This window comes from Kurthia populi (genome assembly GCF_042686175.1).
In the GTDB taxonomy this organism is placed as follows: Bacteria; Bacillota; Bacilli; order Bacillales_A; family Planococcaceae; genus Kurthia; species Kurthia populi.
This window is the reverse complement of the sequence record NZ_JBHUOR010000142.1, coordinates 11,958-35,181: the sequence shown is the minus strand read 5'-3', so window position 1 is coordinate 35,181 and position 23,224 is coordinate 11,958. Positions and strand designations below refer to the sequence as shown.

Genomic DNA, 23,224 nt, shown 5'->3' with positions numbered 1-23,224 from the left:
CACTTAAAATATTACATCGTATTTTGCTAAAATTTCTTTTGCCTTCGCAAAACTACTCATATCTAATACATCATCTGTGTCTAACATCGTATCAAATTGATCATCAATTTCTGCAATCAATGCCATGTGTGCAATCGAATCCCATTCAGGAATTGTATTGTATGTTAAATCATTTGTTACTTGAGACTCATTAATTTCTAACGCTTCCGCAAACACTTGGCGTAGCTTTTGTTCATTATTCATGTATTTAACCTCTTTCTAAAACTTTCAATAACTCTTATTATAGATGATTGATGTAATCATAGAAAATATAATTAAATAACCATACCGCCATCTACTCCAATGATTTGTCCTGTCACGTAAGAAGCTGCATCTGATGCTAAAAATAAAATAACATTAGCAACTTCTTCCGCTTTTCCAGCACGTTTCATTTTAATTGTTGCTAGTTTTTCTTCGATAATCTCTTCAGGCAAATTATTCGTTAAGTCCGTTTCTATAAAACCAGGAGCTACTGCATTGACACGAATATTCAATGGTGCCAATTCTTTTGCGGCTGATTGAGTTGCTCCGATTAACGCAGCCTTACTCGCACTGTATGCAACCTGCCCGGCATTTCCAAAACGCCCCATAATTGAACTAACATTAATAATGGCACCTTTTTTATTCTTCGTCATAAGACGACTTGCGTACTGCATATGATAGATAGCTGCATATGTATTCACATCAAAAGTTTGCGTTACTTGCTCTGGTTTAAGCATACCTAACAACGCATCATCCATTATCCCTGCATTATTAACAAGTGCATCTAAGGGACCTACATTTTTTTTAATCCATAGGAAAGCCTTTTTTATCTCAGCTGTATCTCTTACGTCATACATAACATAATAAGTCGATGCGGAATAATCAATTTGTAATTCCTGCTGTAATTGTTGCAAACACTCTTCATTGCGACCATGAAGAATAACAGTCCATCCTTGTTTTGCAGCAGCGATGGCCGTTGCTCTTCCAATGCCTTTTGTGGACCCAGTTATGAGGATAGTTTTCAAATTATCTTTCAATCTTTTCTTTAGGAATTGCATATAGAACTGTCTCCATCATCCAATCACTATGATGCCCAATTTGATAAACATAAACACCCTGATAATTATTTTCTAAGAAAGATATAATATCATAGTAATGGTCAATATCATGGTATATACAAATTTCCAAAATAGGATTATTTTTAAAAATAGTTTTTTTTGAGCCTAATAAAGCTTTATATTCTGCCCCTTCAATATCCATTTTAATTAAATCTATTTTTAAACTAGAATTATTTTTTAAAAAACTATCTAAATCGATGACATTTATTTTATTTAATCCATTTTCTTTTGAACTATCTTCAATAATTTTATTATTGCCACCTATAGAATCTGTTTCAAAAAAGCTTAACTGTTCTTCACTATCCCAAAGACCTTTTTCAACAGGAAAAATTTTCAGATTATCCTTTTTATTTAATGAATATTCAATTATTTTTAATATATTCTTTTTTGTAGGTTCAAATGCAAATATATTTTTTAGAGAAGGGAAAAATCCAGAAAAAACTTTGATTGTATCTCCATCAAAAGCTCCAGCATCAACTATTGTATGAATATTACTTTTTTGAATATTTTCTATACAATACTGAGAATACTTTGATTGTTTTATAAAACTAGAATCCCATGACCAACGATATAACAATGTTCTAATAAAAAATTCTTTCGATGTACTATCTTCTAAAATTTCATATACTTCCCTTAGTTTATTGATTTCTTTTATATCATTCAAATATTTTATAGTTTTAAATTTATCCCAAATAATTAAATCTATTGGTAATGAAATGTAATTTAAAAATCCGTTTTCTTCCAAATATTTGCTAATTTCAGTATGATAAGTGCTAGCAATTAAAATATCACTATCTTTTAATATTTCTTGTGGAGAAAATATTCTTTTATTAGAAAGAAATTCCCCTTGTTTTTTTATATCAGAATCAATAAACCCCATAATTTCACATTTGCTGTTTTGTTCTAACCATTTCAAGGTTGTTGCTCCACCTGAACCAGCACCGTATAAATAAATTTTATCTTTTTTATTTATAATTTCTATTAAATCATCTTGGTTATAAGATTCATTTGTTAAAATATATTTTTCTAAGTAATTAAAATCCACAATTCCATCTCCTATAGTTCTTCAACTAATTCTCGTAGTTCTTCAATTGTAAGCCACTGAGTATTTTCATTACTTACATAATGGAAATCATCTGGTAATGGTTTTGAACCTTGTTTAAATTCTTCAGACCACCAGCTGAATTCTGGTTGAATGACATAATAATCATCAAATTCGATTGTATGACGCGCATCATCTTCCGTAATCATCGCCTCATGCAATTTTTCTCCTGGGCGAATCCCAACAATTTTAATGTCGCATTCCGGTCCAATTGCTTTTGCTAAATCTAAAATATTCATACTTGGAATTTTCGGTACGAACAATTCGCCGCCATGCATACGGTCTAAGTTATCAATAACAAACTGTACGCCTTTATCTAACGTAATCCAGAAGCGTGTCATGCGGTCATCCGTTACAGGAAGGACGCCCGTTTCACGTACTTTTTTGAAGAATGGTACGACGCTGCCGCGGCTACCGACTACATTGCCGTAACGTACAACAGCAAACTTCGTATGTTTTTCACCGACATAAGCGTTTGCTGCGATAAATAATTTATCAGATGCTAATTTCGTTGCACCATATAAATTGATTGGGCTACACGCTTTATCTGTAGAAAGCGCAATAACCTTTTCGACACCTTTATCAATCGCCGCATCAATAATATTTTGTGCCCCGTGAATATTCGTTTTCACCGCTTCAAATGGGTTGTATTCACATGCATCCACATGCTTCATAGCTGCAGCATGAATAACAATATCGACACCATCGAAAGCGCGATATAAACGTTCTTTATCGCGTACATCACCAATAAAGAAACGGATGCGCTCATCGGTAAATTCCTGTTTCATTTCATATTGCTTTAATTCATCACGACTAAAGACGATAATTTTTTTAACACCTAATGTTAATGCTTTACGCACAAATTTTTTACCGAAAGAGCCTGTTCCTCCGGTTACGAGTACTACTTTTTCTTCTAACATTAAACTCACCCTTCAATTAATGCAGGGTTTTTAAAATACTCTGCAAGTTCATATTCAAACAAATCTGCTACTAATACATAATCTTGAATCTCTAAACCTTCATTTATCTCGTTTAGAAAACCCTCTATTTCTTTTAAATTGAGTTGAAAAATACCTATTTCATTTTTTAACTCCTTACGAACTTGGATGATCCAATTTATGCCCTCTGAAAAATTAGCAATATTTTCTAAAGCTTGAACATATTTCTCTTCTCTTAATAATTCACTAATAACTAAACATCCTTTAGATAATTTAAGTATATAATTATTATATGATGTAATTAATTCATTCATTCTCAAATTCCTCCAATATTTTCTGTAAGTACCCTTTAGTTTCTACTATTACTATCAATAAATTGGCATATAAAAATTTATTTTGTTTATATATTCTATTGTTTTTCTCTTCCCAGGTTTCATTGTCTTTTTCTTTAAATTTAGTCATTATATTTAAAATAATAGGATCCAATATGTAATTTATCATAGATGACTGCTTTAATTTAATTATATCTTGGTCCACACTATTTAGTTTAGCAACAATAGCTGGTTTATTAAGAAAAGTTGTCATATTTTCTTTAATTAATTTTTCTATTTTTTTTAAATTTTTCTCAACATTATCAAATAATTCTAATTCTTTTTCTAAAGATTTACAGACTTTTTTTCTATCAATTATATTTTTTTCTTCGGTTAAATATATACTTTTTTCTTCTAACATATATTTTTCACAAAAATTTTTAAATGATTGTTGTGGCATATTTTTGATTCTTGCTCCACCTTCAGTACAATTATAAATTACTCTCCCATCATTAAAATATGTATATAATCTTTCAAAGTCTTGTTTCATTAAAAAAAGGGCTCTATCAGTAAGTACTTTATCTCCATAAAACCCCTCAACTTCAAACATGCCTCTCTCTTGCATATATTCTTCATCTATTTTTTTATAATGTTTATTATTATGAGCATGAGTTTCATAATTTGTATAGGCTAAATCTTGACCAATCAAAGCTACAGGACCTGTTGTCATATTTAAAGCACAAGAGAAAGCAAAATTAGCAACAGAAGCTCCCCCCGGAATACAAGGAATTGTTATATCAAATACTTTTTTTATATACTTTTGTACTTCCAAATCTCCAGAATCTAAAATAGCATATTTTTCATTTTTCCAGTCTTCTTGTATTTTATAGTTACTACTAAGATTATAAATTAATTTGATTTCTTTTTGATTTATATTCTTGAAATGTACATAGTTTGCTTCTCCTCCATCTACACTAACTACATAATCTGGTGGTATACCTGCTGTTAACAATGTATTTATAGTAGAGCCAGAAGCTACTAGTATCATTTTATTTCTATACTCTCTTACTATAGGTAAATTTTTACTAAGAGAAGGGCCTCCAGACGCTACAATTATAGGGACTGTATATTTTCCTTTCAAATTTTCAAAACTTGTACTTTTATCTAATTCCATCAAATTATACATATAGTTCTTTTGCCATATTTCAGAAAAATTATATGTGGTATTTTCTAAAACTTGATTATTTTTTTGAAAATTCCTAACATTCTCTAAAACACTTTTATACTCATGAGGAAACAACTTGTCATAATTCGGTGAACAAATCACTTGAATATTTCTTTCATAGTTTTTAATTTTACTTGATAAAACATTTTCTATCTTTAATGAACTAACTTCACTTAAAACATCTATATTTGAAATATCTATTTGCATCATACTGCGCAACTCTTGAAATAGAGGATCGATTATAATAATATTTTCTTTTTTAACTTGGTTACTTTCTAAAACCTCCACTATATAACCTAATCCAATTCCAAATAACACATATACTTGTCCTGCTTTAAAAGATCTTTTAAAATGGTCGGTAGCTTCTTTTACAGGCTTATATTTACTATGCAATAAATATCCATTTACTTCCACGGTTTTATTTTCTTCTTTAGTTTCTAAATACTGTATATTTTTATATTTGCTCAAAATAAACACCTCTAATATATTTATCGGTTTATTTCACTTAAAATAAATACAATTAGACGATGTACTTTAAATATAATTAGAAAAAATTAAAAGATTTTAAATACTATTAATAATAGTCTCATTTAATTTTCCCGACTATTCATTCTTTAATTGTCAAATTAAGTGTAAAATCTTTTTAAAAAATATTGAAAATATTTATTAATTCTTATCAAGAATATAAAAAGACCTATACTTTTAAAAGTATAAGCCTTTTTCGATTATCGTTTAATCAAAGTTAATCTTATCTTTATTGAAGTAAAGATAAAACTCCCTGTGGTTGTTGGTTAGCTTGCGCTAACATAGATTGTGCAGCTTGCGTTAAGATGTTATTTTTAGTAAACGCCATCATTTCAGCAGCCATATCTGTATCACGGATACGAGATTCTGCAGCTGTTAAGTTTTCAGAAGTAGCACCAAGGTTGTTGATTGTGTGCTCTAAACGGTTTTGAACAGCACCTAAATCTGAACGCTGACCAGATACTGTTGCAATAGCGTTATTAATAGTCTCGATTGCGTTATTAGCATTAGCTTGTGAAGAAATAGAGATTTTAGATACACTAAGTTTTCCAGCTGACATCGATGCAATAGTTAAATCGATTTTTTGACCTTTATTTGCACCGATATGGAATACTTTAGATTTAAACGAACCATTTAATAATTTTTGAGTATTAAACTCTGTATCATTAGCAATACGTGTAATTTCTTCTGATAAAGCATTGACTTCTTTTTGTAAATCTTTACGGTCCGATGTAACGTTTGTATCGTTGGCAGATTGTACTGCTAGTTCACGCATACGTTGTAAAATTGCGTGTGTTTCATTAAGTGCACCCTCAGCTGTTTGGATTAAAGAGATACCATCATTCGCATTTTTAGATGCCATGTTTAAACCGTTGATTTGTCCGCGCATTTTTTCTGAGATTGCTAAACCTGCTGCGTCATCGCCAGCGCGGTTGATTTTGTAACCTGAAGCTAATTTTTCTAAGTTTTTAGAAGCTGCAGCGTTGTTTGCACCTAAGTTACGGTGTGTGTTTAATGCAGCGATGTTGTGTTGAATTCTCATTGTGAGATTCCTCCCTGAATATGTTTATTTTCCACGTCCCTGTGGAGTTGTTTAGCAGATGTTCTGCCTTACACTATATATATCGTAAGCAATTTGAAATGTTTAACCTTTTTTTGAAAATTTATAAAAAAAGAGGCTGGGACATACGTGTAAAAACACCCTCTCAGATGAGCATAAGAAGGAAAATGAAATGTTTTGTCCCAGTCTCTTTTTGTATAGGTTATTTCCAGTTATCAAGCACACGTAAGTCACATGCTTCAAGGGCCGCTTCGTTTTCTTGCTGAATTGCCTCATACACTTCACGGCGATAAATTTTCATTGCGCGTGGTGCTTCGATGCCAATTTTGACTTGATCGCCATCGACTGACACGATTTTCACTTGAATGTCCTCACCAAGCATCAATGTTTCACCGGGCTTTCGCGTCAATACTAACATTTACTTCGCACTTCCTTCTGCTACTTTCTTTAATGGATATCTAAGGAGCGCCTCGTCCTCGCCTGGCAAGACGATTTGCTTTGCAAGTTTTGTTTGTTCATTGATGACAATCGGTGCTAATAAGTTAATTGTCGATTGCTCTAATGTATCTTTTAACGTTAAGATGCCGTATACAAACACATCTTCTGGTTTTTCAATTGCGAGCTGCGCCACATCTTCCGGCACTAAATCAAACGCATAGTCCGCTTTAAACGCATATGGTGTCGCAACCATAAAGCCAACTTGCTCGTTTTTTACAGATTGTAGCACTAAAAATGGTGATGTTTCATTTAACGGAATGAGCGCAAATTGTGTTTCGTCGTGGAATCCTGGAATACCTTCTGGAAACGTAATGATTGCGTCCTCTTTTATTTCTACTGCACCTAAAAATTTCGTTTGAATAATCATCTTTTACCCTCCCTTAATAACCGTCGTTTCAACGGATGCTCGCTGTACGGCCGTACCCGTCACATCCCCTGGCGTGTACTGGCCGCTTACATCTCCTATTTTAACATCAAAACGTGGCTTTTGTGGTGTAATATTTATGTCTAATTTCCCAGGGACATAAGTCGTTTTAACTGCATTCACCGACGGAATCCATTTAATGCCGATGCCTGGCTGCGGTGGTTGGGCTACCCGTTCAGCAATCGCCTGCAATTGGTTTTGTCCCCCGGCAATATTCATCATCTGATCTCCCTCACGCGCTCGTCTTGCTGTGCCCGCCGCAGCGTCTTGCAGTCCCTTTTGTGCAGCCTGGTCCCCTGCCTCCATTGGTGTCAGTAAGCCCATATCGCGCCATGCTTGTGATTGGTCAATTAATAACTTCGCCGCTTTAGAGCTCATTTCAAGAATGGCTGCTGGCTGCTCAATATTCACTTTCGCATTTGTCGTACGCATTTGAAGCTTTGGCTGTGTTGAGTGAATTTCTACTTTTTGGTCTGTCGTTCGAATATCCACACGATCTAGTTTCATAATCCTTCACCTTCCAAAAAACGCCCGCACACAGCGAGCGTTTAAATTAACGAATGAAATCGACTAACGTTTGCTGGATGATACGTCCACCAACCGATAAAGAAGCACGGTGAATTGATTCTTGCGTAATTAAGTTCGTAATCGCTTCCTCGTATTCCACATCTTCTACATTCGATTTTTGTTTTGTTAAGGTTTCTTTTTGTAATGCTAGTCTGTCAGACATCATATCGACGCGGTTTTGCTTCGCACCGACTGTCGAGCGCTGCATCGAAAATAAATCCTGTACGCCTTGAATTGTTGTAAAATCACGGTCTGCTGCAGAGTTTGTTCCACCTAGTAAATCACCAATCTCTTTACCTGATGTTGTACCAGCTGTTCCCTTTAATGCTGCAAAAACCTTAGCAAACACCGTATCCATTTTTTCAAACATTTTCTGTGCATCCGTTGTATTCACTTGCAGCTTAATATCATTATAAATTTCAATATTTACTGCAGCATTCATACCTGATAATGTTTGAATTCGTTTGTCATTCACGGTATTTAATGATGTAACCGGACCTTCAATCGCCGAGATAGTTGTCGAAACAGATGTCTCACCTGTTAAAGGATTTGTAATAATATAGTTTCCATCAGCATCTTGAACAGATAATTTGTCAGGTGCAATAACCGTATTTCCTGCTGCATCAGTTACAGTAATGACGTTGCGTCCTGCTTGGTCTTTCGTAACCTCTGTTGTTGAAACCGTATTGCCGTCCTTATCTGTAAATACCGTCACTGATTCACCAGTTGTTGTATTCGTCGTTTTAACGGCAGTTGCAATTAAATCCCCAACTGAATTTTTGTATTCAGTTGTACCAGTCATCTGTGCCCCACTCATCGTTGTTGTATGTGTCGTACTTAAATTATCCTTCGAGCTTGTAACAGTTGTTACACCTGTTGTCGGATCTGTTTTAATAATAGAACCATTGCTTTCTATCGCAACACCATTTGTAGCAGGGAGATTACGATAATCTGTAATGGAAATTGGTGAGGGACCAGTAGTTGTAGATACTAAATTCCCGATACTATCTCGTACAGTCGTTGTATATGTTCCAGCAGGATTATCAATTACTGTTTCAGATGTTGCGACCGTATCACCAGAAGCATTTTTGAACGTAAATTCATTGACATTAACATTTGCAGGTGGCGCTGGTACAGAAACAGGAGATGTTTCCGGTTTTAAAGCTTTCACCCCAACATTACCAAGTGCATCCACCTCAATAATATTCCCATGTCCATCCGAAGCACGTAAAACATTTGCAGGCTCTTGAATTGGTTGATTATTCGCATCCTTCACTGTGACAACAATCGCTCCAAAGCTATCCTTTTGACCAGTAATTGTGGCGACAAGACTACCTGTACTATCACGAACAGATGTCGTAAATGTACCGTCTGCTAATATAGGAGTTTCCTTTGAAACAGTTGCTATTATTGCCCCTGTTGGTTGAATACTATACGCGTCCACTGAAGTTGTGACATTCCCAGATGTCGTTGAATTTGTAGAAATTGTTGTTGGCTCTAGTGTGCCAACCTTTTTCGTACCATCTGCATAAACTTCAATTACACCGCCAACATCATCTATTGCCAATAGACGATTGGTAATTGGGTCCCCCGCTCCATCTGTTACGGTCGTTACAGGATTTCCCGCTCCGTCTTTAGTAATTGAAATTTTAGCGACTACCTTATTATCCTTATCTAAAATAGAGGTAACAGAGGTACCATCTGCATTTTCAACTCGTTTTTCCGTTGCGACAGCACCGTATGTTGTCGTTGTCGTCGTACGTGTTGTTTTGTAATCAACAGAGCTTGTGTTACTACCATCTTTTGCATGTGTTACGTCTACTGTACCATCCTGTGCTGTTTCAATAATATTACCTGAGCCATCGATGTATTTCCCCGTAGCTGGTGGCTGAATCACATTATTATTACCATCTGTAATCGTCGTTATCATATTACCGTTAGCATCCTTAGCATTAGTAATTTTTGATGCGACATTACCAGCTGCATCACGAACAATCGATAGAGATGTGCCGTCTGTTTGTGTCGTCGTTTGTACATCAGCAACGATATTACTATTAGCATCTCGATACAACACTTGATCAATTTTTACACTATTACCATACAGTGGCTGATTTGTTCTTGTTCCACTAAAGATATACGTATCACCAATTTTTGTATTGCCAATATCTTTTATTTGCTCATAAATTTGTTCAATTTCCTTTAGCATTTGCTGACGGTCAACCGTTTGATTCGTATCATTTGCCGCTTGAGTAATTAACTCCTGTACACGCTGCATGGCGCTTCCTACTGAGCCTAATGCTGTATCTGTTGTATCCAACCATTTCGTTGCTGTATCTAAATTTTCATCATACTGTGCATTTTGAGCTAGTTGTGTACGATAGCTCATCGCCTTTGTCACACCTACTGGATCATCTGATGGGCGCAGTAATTTAGAGCCTGTCGAAAGCTGTTGTTGCCAAACGCCCATTTTGCTATAGCTTGTGTTTAAATTTCGAAGCATATTATTCGAAAGCATTGATTGTGTTACGCGCATTTAATTTTTACCTCCTACAGCCCTACTCGGCCCATTCCATTAATTACTTTATCTAAAATTTCGTCGATGGCTGTCATCATACGTGCTGATGCATTATATGCTTGCTGGAACATAATCATATTCGTCATTTCTTCATCTAATGACACTGAATTTTCTGATGCACGGCGATTTTCTATTGCTAATTGAAGGGTGCCTGAATTATAGGCATTCTTCACAGCTTTTTCGCCCTCTGTACCAATATCTGCAAGCATTGATTCATAGAATTTACCAGCAGATGCGCTATTTAAACCTGAAATAGCTGTCGTTTTTAAATTCGATAATTTTAATGCAACATTACCGTTACCTTCTTCGTTATTTTGATCCGAGGCTGCAATATTATTAAAATCTTTCATTTTATCATTCACACTAATATTAGCAGCGGTGATAAAATTCTTTCCTAAAACTGCGCCACTCGCATCGGTATTCGATGCATAATTAAAGAAATCTAAATTTGTCGGTGAATTAGAAATACCATCTGTTGATAAGCCATAGCTTTGTGAGTGAATGGCATTGAAGGCATTCGCAAATTCATTCGCTAGCTTATCTAAATCTGAAAGCTTATCTGAAAAATATCCTGAAACATGTAAAACATTCTTTTGATTTGCAGTATCAGCGACCGTTTGACGCTCAACATTTACATAAATATAGTTACCATTCGCATCTACATCATATTTCAGTGGTACTTCTAAAGTTGTTGTGCCATTTGTTGTACCGTATAAATCAAAATATGATTCTAGTTTCCCTTTATTATCTTGAAGTTTAGATGCTTCAATATTTTTTGGGGCAGTTAATGTCTGTGCAGTCGCTCCAATTAATTTAGGAGGTGTGCTCGTATCATACGTAGGTGTAATTTCCATTTTCGTACCTGCATCAAGTGCAAGGGTAATTTTGTTCGTAACTGGGTCTAGTGTTCCTGGATAAGGTGTACCATTCGCATCCGCTAACTTAACGGTTAGAACACCACCTGTGACAGAGGCAATTTCATTTTCACCTTTTTTATAGGTTACAGTAACAACCCCATTGGCATCCGTTGTTTCAGTAGCTGTTAGGCTTTCCGTTGCCGCTGATTTTTCAAATGTAATCCCATAGATTGCTTCAAATTGCTCAGATGATGTCAATGCTTTCGTAACAGGATTGCCATTCGCATCTGTCGCCACTGTTCCATCTGCATTTTGCTGCACAGTTGTTAAGGTTAATTTTGTCGCTACAAAATTACCGTAAAGCTCTCTTTGCTGACCATTGTAATTTTGAACGGTCCCACTTTTTTCAGCTGATACTAACGCCTGTTTGCTACCATCTTCTAGCACCATATAGATCTGTAAAGCACCTTCCGAATCATCTGTCGCTAGACCACCTGAATACGTACGCTCCGTTGTCACTGGAATATAATTTGATAATTCATCAATCAACACATCACGTGCATCATAAATATCATTTGGAATATAGCCATTCGGCTCAACCTGCTTAATCTGATTATTCAGTGCTGTAATCTGCTCTAAAATCGAGTTGATTTTATCTACTGTATTAATCGCTTCTGATTTTAGATTGGCTTGTACTTGTGTCATCTGTTTGTTCATATAATTAAATGAAGACGCCAAGTGCGCTGCTTTGGTATACACAACCTGACGCGCTGCCGCAGAACTAGGGTTATTCGCCAACTCCTGCCATGCCGAATAAAAATCATTATACGATGCATTCAAGCCATATTCAGATGGCTCTGATACGATATCCTCTAGTTGACTAATCGCATCTGTACGCTGTGACCAGTAGCCTAAATTATTCGTCTCCTGGCGGTACTGCTTATCGACAAACTCATTACGTACACGTGTAATGGACTGGCTTGTCACCCCTGTGCCTAAGTGTCCTGCAAGCATTGGTGCATTCATCCCTACACCCGGGAAGCCATGTGTTGCTTCTAGGTTTACGCGCTGGCGTGTGTAGCCGACGGTATTGGCGTTTGAGATATTATGCCCGACTGTGTAAAGGGCTGTTTGCTGTGCGGTTAGGCCACGTTTATTTGTTTCAAGGCCCATAAATGTTGAAATTGCCATGTTTCATCCTCCTAAAAAAGTGTTTCGCTACGTTTATGTTCTGTATTTTTCATCGGCATCGGATGCGAGATTTCAAGTGTAAAATTATTTTTGGGGCATAAAAAAAGGCCTCTCCGCTTCTCGGTGAGGCAACATTTTCTATGCTTGTGAATTAAAGCGACCAATTGTCGATGCATTGCTGCGGCGACCTTGTGATTCACCGTAGTTAAAGTTATCCTGCTGTGGGCGCATCATATCGACGGTCATATTAATAACCTGCAGTGAATTGAATAATAATTTTTGATTCAATTCATTCGTTTTTTGTAAATGCTCAACCGTCTGCAATAGCTCGTCACGTGTTTGTTGTAACTGCGTCTTCTCCTGTGTCGTCGGCACAAGTGCAATCAGCTGTTCAATGGTCGGCTGCGTCCCGGGCGCTAGTTGTTGCCCATTAAAATAACGTAGCACCGCTTGCTGGCGTTGTCCCTCTAGCTGAGAGATAGCAGAAATATGCGATTGCTCGTCATTGATCATTTTCTTAATGCCTTCCATGTCCCCGTTCGTAATCAGCTCGGTTTTATGGTCTGCGAGCTTCACTAAACTTTTATGCATGACATTTAGTTTTGCCATAATCGTATTGATTTGTTCGATAGACATTTGATTTCCTCGCTATCTACGGAAGTGATTTAATAAATCTCTTGCAAGCTTCTCTGAATCAACTTTGTACGTGCCGTTTTGAATTTGTGATTTCAACTCTGATAAACGGTCCGCGCGCTCACTTTCATACGATTTTACGCCTTGTAAATCTTTCGCTTGCGACGAAATTTCAAGTTGATCCTGAAAAGATAGACTCGATTTTTTCACTTCATTCGTTTTTACTTGTTGATTTTTATATGGGTTCACTGCATTAACACCGTATCCTTGAACTTTCATAACTAGAACCTCCTTTATCATTCTTCACTATCTTTACCCATTATTTCGGATGTGGGGAGGGTATGTTAAGTGATTTTCCGATAAAAGAGTTGATGTTACTATACAATGCATGATTACGTAGTACTATTTTCTGTTACAAATTCAAAAACTATTAAAATAGTGCTAAGTCTAGCGTGTCCGTTTTTCTGATAGGTACGTACCGCGCTCTTTTTTTTCAATTGACTCGCGGAATTCCTTACTCGCCTCAAATTGATTCAAATCTCGTTGCAATTTATTGGTGCAATTATCGCATAATTTCCCTGTCGTCGTTAAATGACCACAATTATCACATGGATAGCCTAAGTTCGGGAATAGCGCTGTCTGCAAGCGTCCGCGACGTACCCATCCATATAATAATTCCTCTGTGCAGCCCGTTGCTTCCACAATTCGCTCAACCGTTGCCGCACGATTTTCACGACGACGTAAAAAGCGATACACTTCTTCGTATTTCTTTTCCTCTTCCGCCGCGCAGTTTGCACATACTTCACGAATTCCGTTGTAGTTAAATAGTTGTCCACATGTTGGACAGCTCTTAATTTCGCCCATGTTGTCATAGGCCCCCTTTCACATTCTCGCTGAAATGAACACGAGCACCTCTATATGCGTAAAACCATCTCGCTTTAAAACTTCCAGCGCATGGCGTATCGTCGTTCCTGTCGTCACAATATCATCTACAAGAACAAGATGCGTGTCTTTCCTTAATTGTATAGTATTTCTTGTGAACAAAGTAGCACTATTTTCACGTTCTAGCTGTGACTTCTGACTTTGTGTGTCCGTCGTCGTTTTTTCTAATAAATGCGTATAGCGCACACCTGCCGCTTCTAATAGCACATCCACATGTGCAAATGTACGCGCCCGCTTTTTTGCAGGGTGCATCGGAATTGGCACCATCACGGCCTTTTTATAGTGACTACATAGCTTTTTTATTTCATCGGCAAAAACATGCGCAATAATAGCGTCCTGTGAAAATTTGAGACGATGTAACCAGTCCCTCATCGCCTCATTATAGACATAAATTGTGCGAATGCCCTCATAGCTTTGCTCACTTACACGTTCAAACTTCGCCATACAGCTAGCGCAGGTCGTCCACTTTTGCCGGCGACTAAATAACCCTGTCCACGTCTCGATCTTTTCAACCACACGATCACATAGTAAGCAGCGCATTTAGTTCACCTCCGCATTGAGGCGTAAAATTTCACGTCTTGCCGCGTCCATCTCGCGCGTCACCCCGTGATGGAAAAATACAATATCCCCCGTCGGCTCATGCTGCGCTCGACCAACGCGCCCACTAATTTGAATAAGGGCACTCGCTGTAAAAATCGCCGACTCTGCACCGATAACTGCGACCTGTACTCTCGGAATCGTAATGCCGCGCTCTAAAATGGTCGTCGTTAGGAGACCGGCGACCTCGCCATTTCGCAGTGCTAGAACCTTCTCCTTGCGCTCCGCATCTTCAGCATAGACAGCCGGCACTGAAAATAAATGCGCTGCCTGTTTCATGAGCGCAATCGTTGGGAAGAATAGCAAATAAGGTTGGCCCTTGTCTTCACAGTTCTTAATCCAACGTGCGATTTTTTTTGGTAAACGATTCATCTGTAGCTGCTTGTCATAAAACCATAGGGACGCAAAGCGAGGCACTGGCAAGTCAGCCCCGTGAAAGCGTCTTGGAATAAACGAATAGGCTCCAGTCTTTTGAAACTGCGCCTGCATATTTATAGATGGGGTCGCTGTCACAAGCATCGTGACACCGTCCTGTTTTCTTGCCTTCACAACTGCCTGCTGCAGCGCGACGTCAAATGTATACGGAAAGGCATCTGCCTCGTCGACAAAAATAATGTCAAAGGCACCTTCAAAGCGAAAAAGCTGATGCGTCGTCGCCACAATAAATGGTGAATAGCTCGTAGCTAACGGGGCACCGCCATAGAGTGCCTGTACAGTAACATCTGGGAAAACTTGCTGAAAGCGCGGCGCAAGCTCGAGCACGACATCTGTACGCGGCGTTGCGACACAGACGCGCCAGTTCATCGATAGTGCTACTTCAATTGCCGCAAATAAAATCTCGGTTTTGCCGGCACCGCATACGGCATGTACTAGATGCGAGCGCTTTGCCCTCACACTGTCGATAAGCTCTTGTGACACGCGTGCCTGCGCCGCCGTAAACTGTCCCTGCCACTGTAGCTTTGGCTTTACATCCGTCGTAGCTGTAGCGCCAATCCAGCGCACAAGTGTATCACAAGACGCGAGCCTGCCCATTTGAATGCAATTCCGGCAGTAGACGCAGATTTTATCACATTTTGCGCAATAATAGCGAATATAGGTGTCAAAAGATGTACAACGACAGCGACGGCAGCTCGGCCTTCCTTTTAAGAACTCAATGGCTTGAACATCGTCAATTAATTGTTGCTCTTTTGCTTTTGTGATTACGGATTCATCAAATGGTAGCTTTCCTGCTGGCCAAATACGCCCGCTTAAAAACTGCTGTAGCCGCGCTAACTCGTCATGCATTGGACATCCCTCATTTGTCATTTTTGTCCATTTTAGCGATTTTTGCGCAAAAAAAAAGCATCTCTAGTTAAAACTAGAAACGCCCCTTTGAGATATTGTTTAGTATTATAAATAGTTTAGCCGTTTATGCTTATATTGTCACTCATTTTTTACGAATTTCGCTAAAAAATTTATCAAAAATTAATTTTCGACTATTTTTTGGCAAACCAGCCCATCGCTAGCGCACCTTCACCAAGATGCGTTCCGACAACTGCGCCAAAATAAGATGGATAAAAATCGACTGTTGGGAATTCAGCGCGTAAATGATTTAGCCATTCATCACGCTCTTGCTCGCAATTTGCGTGAATAACGGTTGCTTCAATGGCACCATATTTTGCTACATCTTCAGCTAACAGGTCTTCAATACGTTTTAATGCTTTTTTCTTCGTACGAATTTTTTCAAATGGTACGATGACTTTATCGCTGAAATGAAGAATTGGCTTCACTTGTAGTAAGCTACCGATTAAAGCTGAAGCTGCTGATAGACGTCCACCACGTTGTAAATGAGATAAGTCATCTACTAAAATGAATTCTTTTTCGGTTTTCTTCATTTCTTCTAAGTGCTCTAAAATTTCTTTCGCTGAGGCACCTGTTTTCGCTAAACGCGCTGCATGAATCGCATACATACCTTGCATATAACAAGCGACCTCTGTATCGAAACCATACACTTTTACATGATCGACCATATCCGCGGCTGCAAGTGCACCCTGGTATGTGCCACTAATACCGCTTGAAAGATGGATTGTAACGATTTCATCATAGTCTTTTGCAAGCTCTTCAAATAAAGCGACAAATTTGCCGATTGGTGGCTGTGTAGATGTTGGTAATTCTTTTCCGCCACGAATTTTCTCATAAAACTCGTCTGCTGATAAATTTACTTCTTCTTCATAGGTTTCGCCGTTAATAACAACGCTTAGTGGCACCATATGAATATTATATTTTTCAAGCTCGTCCTTTGGAATATAGGCCGTGCTGTCTGTTACGATTGCAGTTGCCATTCTTTCACTCCTCTACATATACTGTTCATTTTATAAAAATATATATGAAAAGGCAAATAACATATGACATTTATAACTTTTCAAATCTTTTTAACTATGTACTGATTGGCATATAAAAAGGAATCGCGCTAAGCACGATTCCTTTTCAAAGTAGGTTAACGCCTATTACCCACTGTTTGAAGTGGTATTAGCGTACTTCTACCCAACCGTTTTTAATCGCTGTTACAACAGCTTGTGTACGGTCATTTACATTCATTTTTTGAAGAATGCTTGAAACATGGTTTTTAACTGTTTTTTCTGAGATGTATAATGTTTCACCAATTGCACGGTTTGATTGGCCGTCTGTTAATAATTGCAGGACTTCACATTCACGTTTTGTTAATAAGTGGAATGGACGACGGATTTCCGTTTGGTGGAATGAGCCTTTATTTTCACGTTCGCTTAAGCGACGATATTCAGCTACAAGATTTTTTGTGATTTTAGGATGTAAGTATGAGCCGCCAGCTGCAACAATTTTAATTGCGTCTACGATTTCATCCGCATCCATTTCTTTTAGCATATAACCTAGTGCACCAGATTTTAATGCGTGAGATACGTATGATTCATCATCATGAATTGAAAGAATGATTACTTTCGCATCAGGATATTTTTCGATTAACTCTGAAGTTGCTTCCACACCATTTTTTTGCGGCATGTTAATGTCCATTAACACAACGTCTGGTTGGAATTCTTCATATAGAGGTAATGTATCGATACCATCATCACCTTCTGCTACTACTTCAAATGTATCTTCAAAATCTAAAATACGTTTTACGCCTTCACGGAATAATTGGTGATCGTCAATAATAATAATTTTTGTCATAATAAATTTCCTCCTCAAGTACCTCTACAAAAGGTTATGTTTCCTTTTTTATGGGGATTATAAACATAATTCTCGTACCTTGTCCGATTTCGGACTGTATATCTATAGTACCATCTAATAAATCTATGCGCTCTTTCATTCCAACGATACCGAATGAATTTTGTTTCGTTAGCGCCATATCAAACCCTGTACCATTATCCTTTATAGAAATATTAACATTTTCTTTAAGCCATTCAAAGTTCACACGAATTTCTTTTGCAGAGCCATGTTTAATGGCGTTATTCACGCTTTCTTGTACAAGTCTAAAAATGGCTGTTTCATAATTCATTGGCATACGGCGATCTTCACCACGTGAGCTAAATTCAATATACGTTCCTTTATTATAATCTTGCACGGAATTTAAATATTTCTTCAGCGTCGGCACAATTCCTAAATCGTCTAGTGCCATTGGGCGTAAGTCATAAATAATGCGACGAACCTCATGTAGCGTATCGCGCACCATCCCTTTTAAATCACGTAGTTCTTGAATCGCACGTTCTACGCCTTTTTCATCATATGAACGTGTGATTAAATCTGTGCGAAGTAACACATTCGCAAGCATTTGCGCCGGTCCATCATGTACCTCACGCGAAATACGCTTGCGCTCTTCCTCTTGCGCCTCGATTACTCGAATCGCAAAATCCTCTTTCATTTTTGCATTCTTAAGAGCAGGACCAACATCTTTTAAATCCTCGCTTAAGTAGTTCAGTACTACATTGACTTGGTTTACAAGCTGGTCGGCTTTTTCAATTGTATCAAGTAAGCCTCGCATATTTCTTTCTAAGTCATCCCGGCGTCCGCGTAACAATTTTTCTTCTGATTGAATAACAGACTGACGAATTTGAAATGTATTTGCTGCATTATACGCTTGGTGCACCTGTTTCTCAGAATAAATACGGAAGTTTTGAGAAACTTCCGCAAGTCTAGCTCTAGCTTGCTTTACCTGAACTTCTAGCATATCATTTTCTTGTATAATGTCCTGCAATTTGGTACGTACAATACCGAGCTCTAATTTCATTTCTTCAAAAGATTGACGTGATTGCTCGCTGATCGTAAAAATATCGTTCTTTGACGAATCAATCGTTTCGACCATACTATTGAAAATCTTATCTAATACTTGAATGTCAATCTTATTTCCTTTAACCATACTAAATACTCCTCACAATGCATACTTTATAGAATAGCATGTATTTTGTAGTACTGACATCAAAAATCTAAAATTCTTTACAATAATTATACCATTATTGTGATATAAGCACATAAAAATCCTGCGTTAAAAAGATGACAATTGTATCATTTACATTAAATTTCTACTAGGAGAATCAAATGAGAGAAAATTACCTAACATTAAAATCCTCTGCAAGCGACGAAATCATCATTTCAAAATCACGTTTCATTGCCCACTGTGCTCGTGTGGAAACAGAAGAACAAGCGCAAGCATTTATTGAGCGTATTAAAAAAGAGCATCGTAGCGCCAATCACAACTGCTCTGCCTACCTAATCGGCGAGCATGACCAAATCCAAAAAGCAAGCGACGACGGTGAGCCAAGTGGTACAGCTGGTGTCCCAATGCTTGAAGTTTTAAAGAAACAGCACTTAAAAGATATTGTAGTAGTTGTTACCCGTTACTTTGGGGGTATTAAACTTGGCGCAGGTGGATTAGTGCGCGCATACGGAAAAGCAACAACTGTAGGTATTGATGCCTCCGGTGTTGTAGAACGTAAATTACACCATGAGCTAAAAGTAATTGCTGATTACACATTGCTCGGAAAGTTAGAAAATGAACTTCGCAATTCTACCTATATACTAGACCACATTGATTATGCTGAAAACGTCGAACTGACGGTACTTGTTCCTAAAGAACAGGACGAGCTTTTCCAGTCTTGGATGACCGACCTTTCGAATGGACAAACGCAAATCGATTATGTAAAGTCCATATTTTTAGAGTTTGACCGGACTTAAAATTCGTTTTACGGATTTCTTATTGCATAGTATAATAATATGCGTTGTATAATACGAATATTTTTAGAATTTTCAACCATTTCCCCTTACAAAGGAGCTTGACTATATGCCAGAGAAGAAGAAAGGTACTAGACAACAAGCCCCAAGCAGCTCATCTACTTCTACACCAAAGGCAAAATCGCATGCGAAATCTCGCACAACGAAAAGCCAAGAGCGTAAAAAAAAGAAGAAAGAGAAAGAATCAGGTGGCTGTCTTTGGAAAATCTTGCTTGTTGTCTTAATTTTACTGTTGGCATTTGGCGGCGGCTATATTTACTACTTATTTCATTCAGGTAAAAAAGCTGCTGAGAATGCGTACGTCGAGAATTCTCGTACAAAATCGGAGTTACGTGATGAAAGCGTTCAGCCACTAACAGACAATATTTCCATCATGATCGTCGGCATTGACGATAGTGAAAAACGCAGCCAAGGCGAAGGCAACTCACGCTCAGATGCTCTCCTTGTCGCAACACTGAATAATAAAGATAAATCTATCAAACTAGTAAGTATTCCGCGTGATTCTTACGTGTACATTCCAACTGTTGGTTACAAAGATAAAATCACACATGCCCATGCATACGGTGGCATTGATGCAACACGTGAAACCGTTGAAGGCCTACTGAATGTGCCGATTGACTACTATTTCCGTGTAAACTTTGATGCCTTCATTGAAATCGTTGATGCACTTGGTGGCGTGACAGTCGATGTCCCTTATGAAATTAATGAGCTCGACGAAAACGATAAGCGCACAGTTCACTTAATGCCAGGTACACAAGAAGTGAATGGCCGCGAAGCTTTAGCACTTGCACGTACCCGTCACCAAGATAGCGATGTCGAGCGCGGCAAGCGTCAGCAAATGATTTTAGAAGCTATTGCGTCAAAAGCAACATCTGTCACATCATTTACAAAATACGATAAAGTATTAGCAGCTGTCGGCAATAATATGCAAACAGATATGACATTTGATGAAATGAAATCATTATTCGCATACCTACAAAACGGCATGCCAGACATCGATTCCCTATCACTCAAAGGCAGTGATGATATGTCGAGCGGCATTTATTACTATCTACTACAAGATGATAGCTTGCTCGAAACACGTCAAACATTACAAAAGCATTTAGGCTTAACGATAGATACAAAGCTTAATCTTTCAGAAGATGAAGAAGTAATAGAAGAGCCTACAACTAAACAAAATACTGGATTCCAAAGCAACTATAATAGCTCTGGCTCTGGTAATTAACGCTAAACAAAAAGATACTATCTTTCATCTGAATTGGACGGACGCTTTCCTAGGAATCACCGTCAAATTCTTATTAAACCACCTTTTTCCGATATTCACCTGGAGAAAGGTGGTTTAATTTTGCCAAAATCCACGTATGATTATCGTAGTTGATGTATGCTTGAACGGTTCGCACTTTAGACTGGCGTAGAACGCTTCCTCTCTCAGTCTTGATACCATTTCATCCATGGATAAATTTGCGTATTATTTTTAACCCCACATGTCTTCATCATTTGATTCACTAGTACACTAGCTAACTTCATCTCAAATGACTTTCATTTTTATTTCGTATGAATACGTTTTTTTCAACACGGCTTCGCAATTTCGTGATTTCCTCAGAAAGCGTCTTTTACATACGACATATTTTTCAATAAGCGTCATCTGTAAGTGAATAGGGCTAGAAAAAGGCTAACTATTTGCGCAAAGCTTGCATTCAATCAAATAATTACGCATCGAGTGGCGATAGTTATGATAACTTTGCACAATCTTTTTGAAAATATCGGCAAAAATCACCCCGTAGCGCTCGATTTTCGCCCTGTTTCAGTTGTTTTCGGGGTCCGTTTTAGATAATTTCAGGCTTTATTCGAAGGCTGCAGCTTGCAATAGATCTGTGAAATGGCGCATTTTCTAATGATGAAAATAAATGACAGCTTTTTCTCATTCCACTAATCATTCACTGCTAAAATTACCCCGCAGTGCGTCAAAATAGACCTGTTTTTGTCGTTTTCGGGCAAAAACAGGCCCCCTTTCTTTCTGAATCATGCTAGGAATCTGCTAAAAAATCGTAAATAAAAATTTTCGTTGACAGCTTTATGCAAGATGCGTGATAAACAATGATTTTATCCTATATAAATACGCCTGCTTTGGCACATATTTTAAAATATGTTGTAGCCAAAAGACGCTCCTTGAGGTTATGGGCGATTTCAAATGAACGAAAAAAAGAAGGATGACGAATTTATTCTTCGTCATCCTTCTTCTCTACTTTTTTCTTACAAGTTTTAATAATGGCTTGTAGCGATTGCCAGCTAAGCCAATGACCTCAACAAAAATCTCCAGTGCAATGAGTAGCACGAGGATAAGTAAAATAGCGCCCCACAGCTTTGCCATCGAGAAGATGACCGCTGCTAAACCAAACATCGCCGCAATCCCATAAATAATAATAACGGTTTGACGATGCGTAAAGCCGATACTTAGTAAACGGTGATGCAAATGCGATTTGTCTGGTTGGAAGGGTGGCTGTTTATTCAGTAAGCGACGTACGATGGCGAAAAACGTATCCGAAATCGGTACTCCTAGCATCACAATGGGAATAACAAGCGACACAAATGTCACGTTTTTAAAGCCCAGTAATGCGAGCACCGAAATCATGAAGCCAAGGAACAATGCGCCTGTATCCCCCATGAAAATCTTTGCAGGATTGAAATTGTAAAATAAAAAGCCAATACAGCTTACCGCCAGTACAAGTGCCATAACGAGTACGAACGTGTTGCCCATAACGAAGGCCATTGCTGCCAGTGTCACAAGTGCAATCGTTGATACCCCTGCTGCTAAACCGTCTAAGCCATCAATTAAATTAATAGCGTTTGTAATACCGACGATCCAAATCAATGTCAGTGGCACACTCAGGTAACCAAAGTCTAAAATACCGCCGAATGGTAAGTTAATAAAATCAATCTGAATGCCGCCAAAGTAAATAACGATTGCTGCCGCTACTGTTTGTCCTAAAAATTTCGCCTTTGCAGATAGCTCCAGCATATCATCGACAACACCCGTAATAATAATGATAAACGCACCGATTAAAATGGGAATCATCGCTGGATTTGTCGGTTTTAAAATAAGTACAGCTACGAGGAAGGCTAAGAAGATAGCTAAACCACCTATACGCGGCATTATTTTCGCATGCACTTTTCGATGATTAGGCTTGTCAACTGCACCTATTCGGAAGGCCAGTTTTTTCACAAGAGGTGTGAAAATGATGGATGCGATGAAAGCCGCCGCCAATGACAGGTAAAACATGCCTTATCTCCTTTCCTTCTATATAAATTTATATTGTTATCTATGTTAAATAGTAGGTTATGCAAATTTTTTCATAAATCATCTTGTATTATAGCACGATTCACGTCCGTAGAACACTT

At 37.8% G+C, this 23,224-nt stretch carries 23 protein-coding genes; 2 read left to right on the top strand and 21 right to left on the bottom strand.

Annotation, left to right across the window (positions count from 1 at the left end):
* Positions 1-3: 3 nt before the first annotated feature.
* The 20 genes from ACFSY7_RS19290 to ACFSY7_RS19195 form a co-directional block, all read right to left on the bottom strand.
* Complete coding sequence (locus tag ACFSY7_RS19290) at positions 4-243, bottom strand: acyl carrier protein (RefSeq protein ID WP_380149256.1); 240 nt, start codon at positions 241-243, stop codon at positions 4-6.
* 71 nt (positions 244-314) lie between these two features.
* Positions 315-1,046, bottom strand: coding sequence for an SDR family oxidoreductase (locus ACFSY7_RS19285; protein WP_380149255.1), 732 nt, complete (start codon positions 1,044-1,046; stop codon positions 315-317).
* 1 nt (position 1,047) lies between these two features.
* Positions 1,048-2,184 carry an FkbM family methyltransferase gene (locus ACFSY7_RS19280; RefSeq protein WP_380149254.1) on the bottom strand — a complete coding sequence of 379 codons (1,137 nt, stop codon included), beginning with the start codon at positions 2,182-2,184 and terminating at the stop codon, positions 1,048-1,050.
* A gap of 11 nt (positions 2,185-2,195) precedes the next feature.
* The gene (pseB, locus tag ACFSY7_RS19275) at positions 2,196-3,161 is read right to left on the bottom strand and encodes a UDP-N-acetylglucosamine 4,6-dehydratase (inverting) (RefSeq protein WP_380149253.1); all 966 of its coding nucleotides are present in this window, start codon (positions 3,159-3,161) and stop codon (positions 2,196-2,198) included.
* A 5-nt stretch (positions 3,162-3,166) separates the two neighbouring features.
* The gene (locus tag ACFSY7_RS19270; protein WP_380149252.1) at positions 3,167-3,493 is read right to left on the bottom strand and encodes a hypothetical protein; all 327 of its coding nucleotides are present in this window, start codon (positions 3,491-3,493) and stop codon (positions 3,167-3,169) included.
* Positions 3,486-5,183 (bottom strand): motility associated factor glycosyltransferase family protein, encoded by a 1,698-nt coding sequence (locus tag ACFSY7_RS19265; RefSeq protein ID WP_380149250.1) that lies wholly within the window; start codon positions 5,181-5,183, stop codon positions 3,486-3,488. Before ACFSY7_RS19265 ends, ACFSY7_RS19270 begins: the two co-directional genes overlap by 8 nt.
* A 286-nt stretch (positions 5,184-5,469) precedes the next feature.
* Positions 5,470-6,282, bottom strand: a complete 813-nt coding sequence (gene hag / locus ACFSY7_RS19260; protein WP_380149248.1) for a flagellin Hag — start codon at positions 6,280-6,282, stop codon at positions 5,470-5,472.
* Positions 6,283-6,502: 220 nt separating this feature from the next.
* Positions 6,503-6,718, bottom strand: coding sequence for a carbon storage regulator CsrA (gene csrA / locus ACFSY7_RS19255; protein ID WP_380149246.1), 216 nt, complete (start codon positions 6,716-6,718; stop codon positions 6,503-6,505).
* Positions 6,719-7,165, bottom strand: a complete 447-nt coding sequence (gene fliW / locus ACFSY7_RS19250) for a flagellar assembly protein FliW (protein WP_380149244.1) — start codon at positions 7,163-7,165, stop codon at positions 6,719-6,721.
* Positions 7,166-7,168: 3 nt separating this feature from the next.
* Positions 7,169-7,729: a DUF6470 family protein gene (locus ACFSY7_RS19245; RefSeq protein ID WP_380149242.1), complete on the bottom strand. Its 561-nt coding sequence runs from the start codon at positions 7,727-7,729 to the stop codon at positions 7,169-7,171.
* Positions 7,730-7,775: 46 nt separating this feature from the next.
* Positions 7,776-10,322, bottom strand: coding sequence for a flagellar hook-associated protein FlgL (gene flgL, locus ACFSY7_RS19240; RefSeq protein ID WP_380149240.1), 2,547 nt, complete (start codon positions 10,320-10,322; stop codon positions 7,776-7,778).
* Between the two features lie 14 nt (positions 10,323-10,336).
* Positions 10,337-12,412, bottom strand: a complete 2,076-nt coding sequence (gene flgK, locus ACFSY7_RS19235; protein ID WP_380149238.1) for a flagellar hook-associated protein FlgK — start codon at positions 12,410-12,412, stop codon at positions 10,337-10,339.
* 138 nt (positions 12,413-12,550) lie between these two features.
* Positions 12,551-13,048, bottom strand: coding sequence for a flagellar protein FlgN (locus ACFSY7_RS19230; protein WP_020189184.1), 498 nt, complete (start codon positions 13,046-13,048; stop codon positions 12,551-12,553).
* A 12-nt stretch (positions 13,049-13,060) separates the two neighbouring features.
* A complete protein-coding gene (flgM, locus tag ACFSY7_RS19225) occupies positions 13,061-13,324 on the bottom strand; it encodes a flagellar biosynthesis anti-sigma factor FlgM (protein ID WP_380149236.1) in 264 nt (87 codons plus the stop codon).
* A gap of 168 nt (positions 13,325-13,492) precedes the next feature.
* Entirely contained in the window at positions 13,493-13,909 is a 417-nt protein-coding gene (locus ACFSY7_RS19220; protein ID WP_380149234.1) for a TIGR03826 family flagellar region protein, read from the bottom strand.
* An 18-nt stretch (positions 13,910-13,927) separates the two neighbouring features.
* Entirely contained in the window at positions 13,928-14,527 is a 600-nt protein-coding gene (locus ACFSY7_RS19215) for a ComF family protein (protein WP_380149232.1), read from the bottom strand.
* Positions 14,528-15,868 carry a DEAD/DEAH box helicase gene (locus ACFSY7_RS19210; protein ID WP_380149230.1) on the bottom strand — a complete coding sequence of 447 codons (1,341 nt, stop codon included), beginning with the start codon at positions 15,866-15,868 and terminating at the stop codon, positions 14,528-14,530.
* 191 nt (positions 15,869-16,059) lie between these two features.
* The gene (locus tag ACFSY7_RS19205) at positions 16,060-16,905 is read right to left on the bottom strand and encodes a DegV family protein (RefSeq protein ID WP_380149228.1); all 846 of its coding nucleotides are present in this window, start codon (positions 16,903-16,905) and stop codon (positions 16,060-16,062) included.
* 187 nt (positions 16,906-17,092) lie between these two features.
* Positions 17,093-17,767, bottom strand: coding sequence for a response regulator (locus ACFSY7_RS19200; protein ID WP_020189178.1), 675 nt, complete (start codon positions 17,765-17,767; stop codon positions 17,093-17,095).
* A 34-nt stretch (positions 17,768-17,801) separates the two neighbouring features.
* Positions 17,802-18,953 (bottom strand): sensor histidine kinase, encoded by a 1,152-nt coding sequence (locus ACFSY7_RS19195; RefSeq protein ID WP_380149226.1) that lies wholly within the window; start codon positions 18,951-18,953, stop codon positions 17,802-17,804.
* A gap of 179 nt (positions 18,954-19,132) precedes the next feature.
* Here ACFSY7_RS19195 and ACFSY7_RS19190 point away from each other — a divergent pair, with 179 nt between their 5' ends.
* Together ACFSY7_RS19190 and ACFSY7_RS19185 are read left to right on the top strand one after the other, a co-directional pair.
* A complete protein-coding gene (locus ACFSY7_RS19190) occupies positions 19,133-19,768 on the top strand; it encodes a YigZ family protein (protein WP_380149224.1) in 636 nt (211 codons plus the stop codon).
* A gap of 106 nt (positions 19,769-19,874) precedes the next feature.
* Positions 19,875-21,050, top strand: a complete 1,176-nt coding sequence (locus tag ACFSY7_RS19185; protein ID WP_380149222.1) for an LCP family protein — start codon at positions 19,875-19,877, stop codon at positions 21,048-21,050.
* A gap of 1,017 nt (positions 21,051-22,067) precedes the next feature.
* Here ACFSY7_RS19185 and ACFSY7_RS19180 read toward each other — a convergent pair.
* Entirely contained in the window at positions 22,068-23,105 is a 1,038-nt protein-coding gene (locus ACFSY7_RS19180; protein ID WP_020189174.1) for a glycosyltransferase family 4 protein, read from the bottom strand.
* Positions 23,106-23,224: the final 119 nt, after the last annotated feature.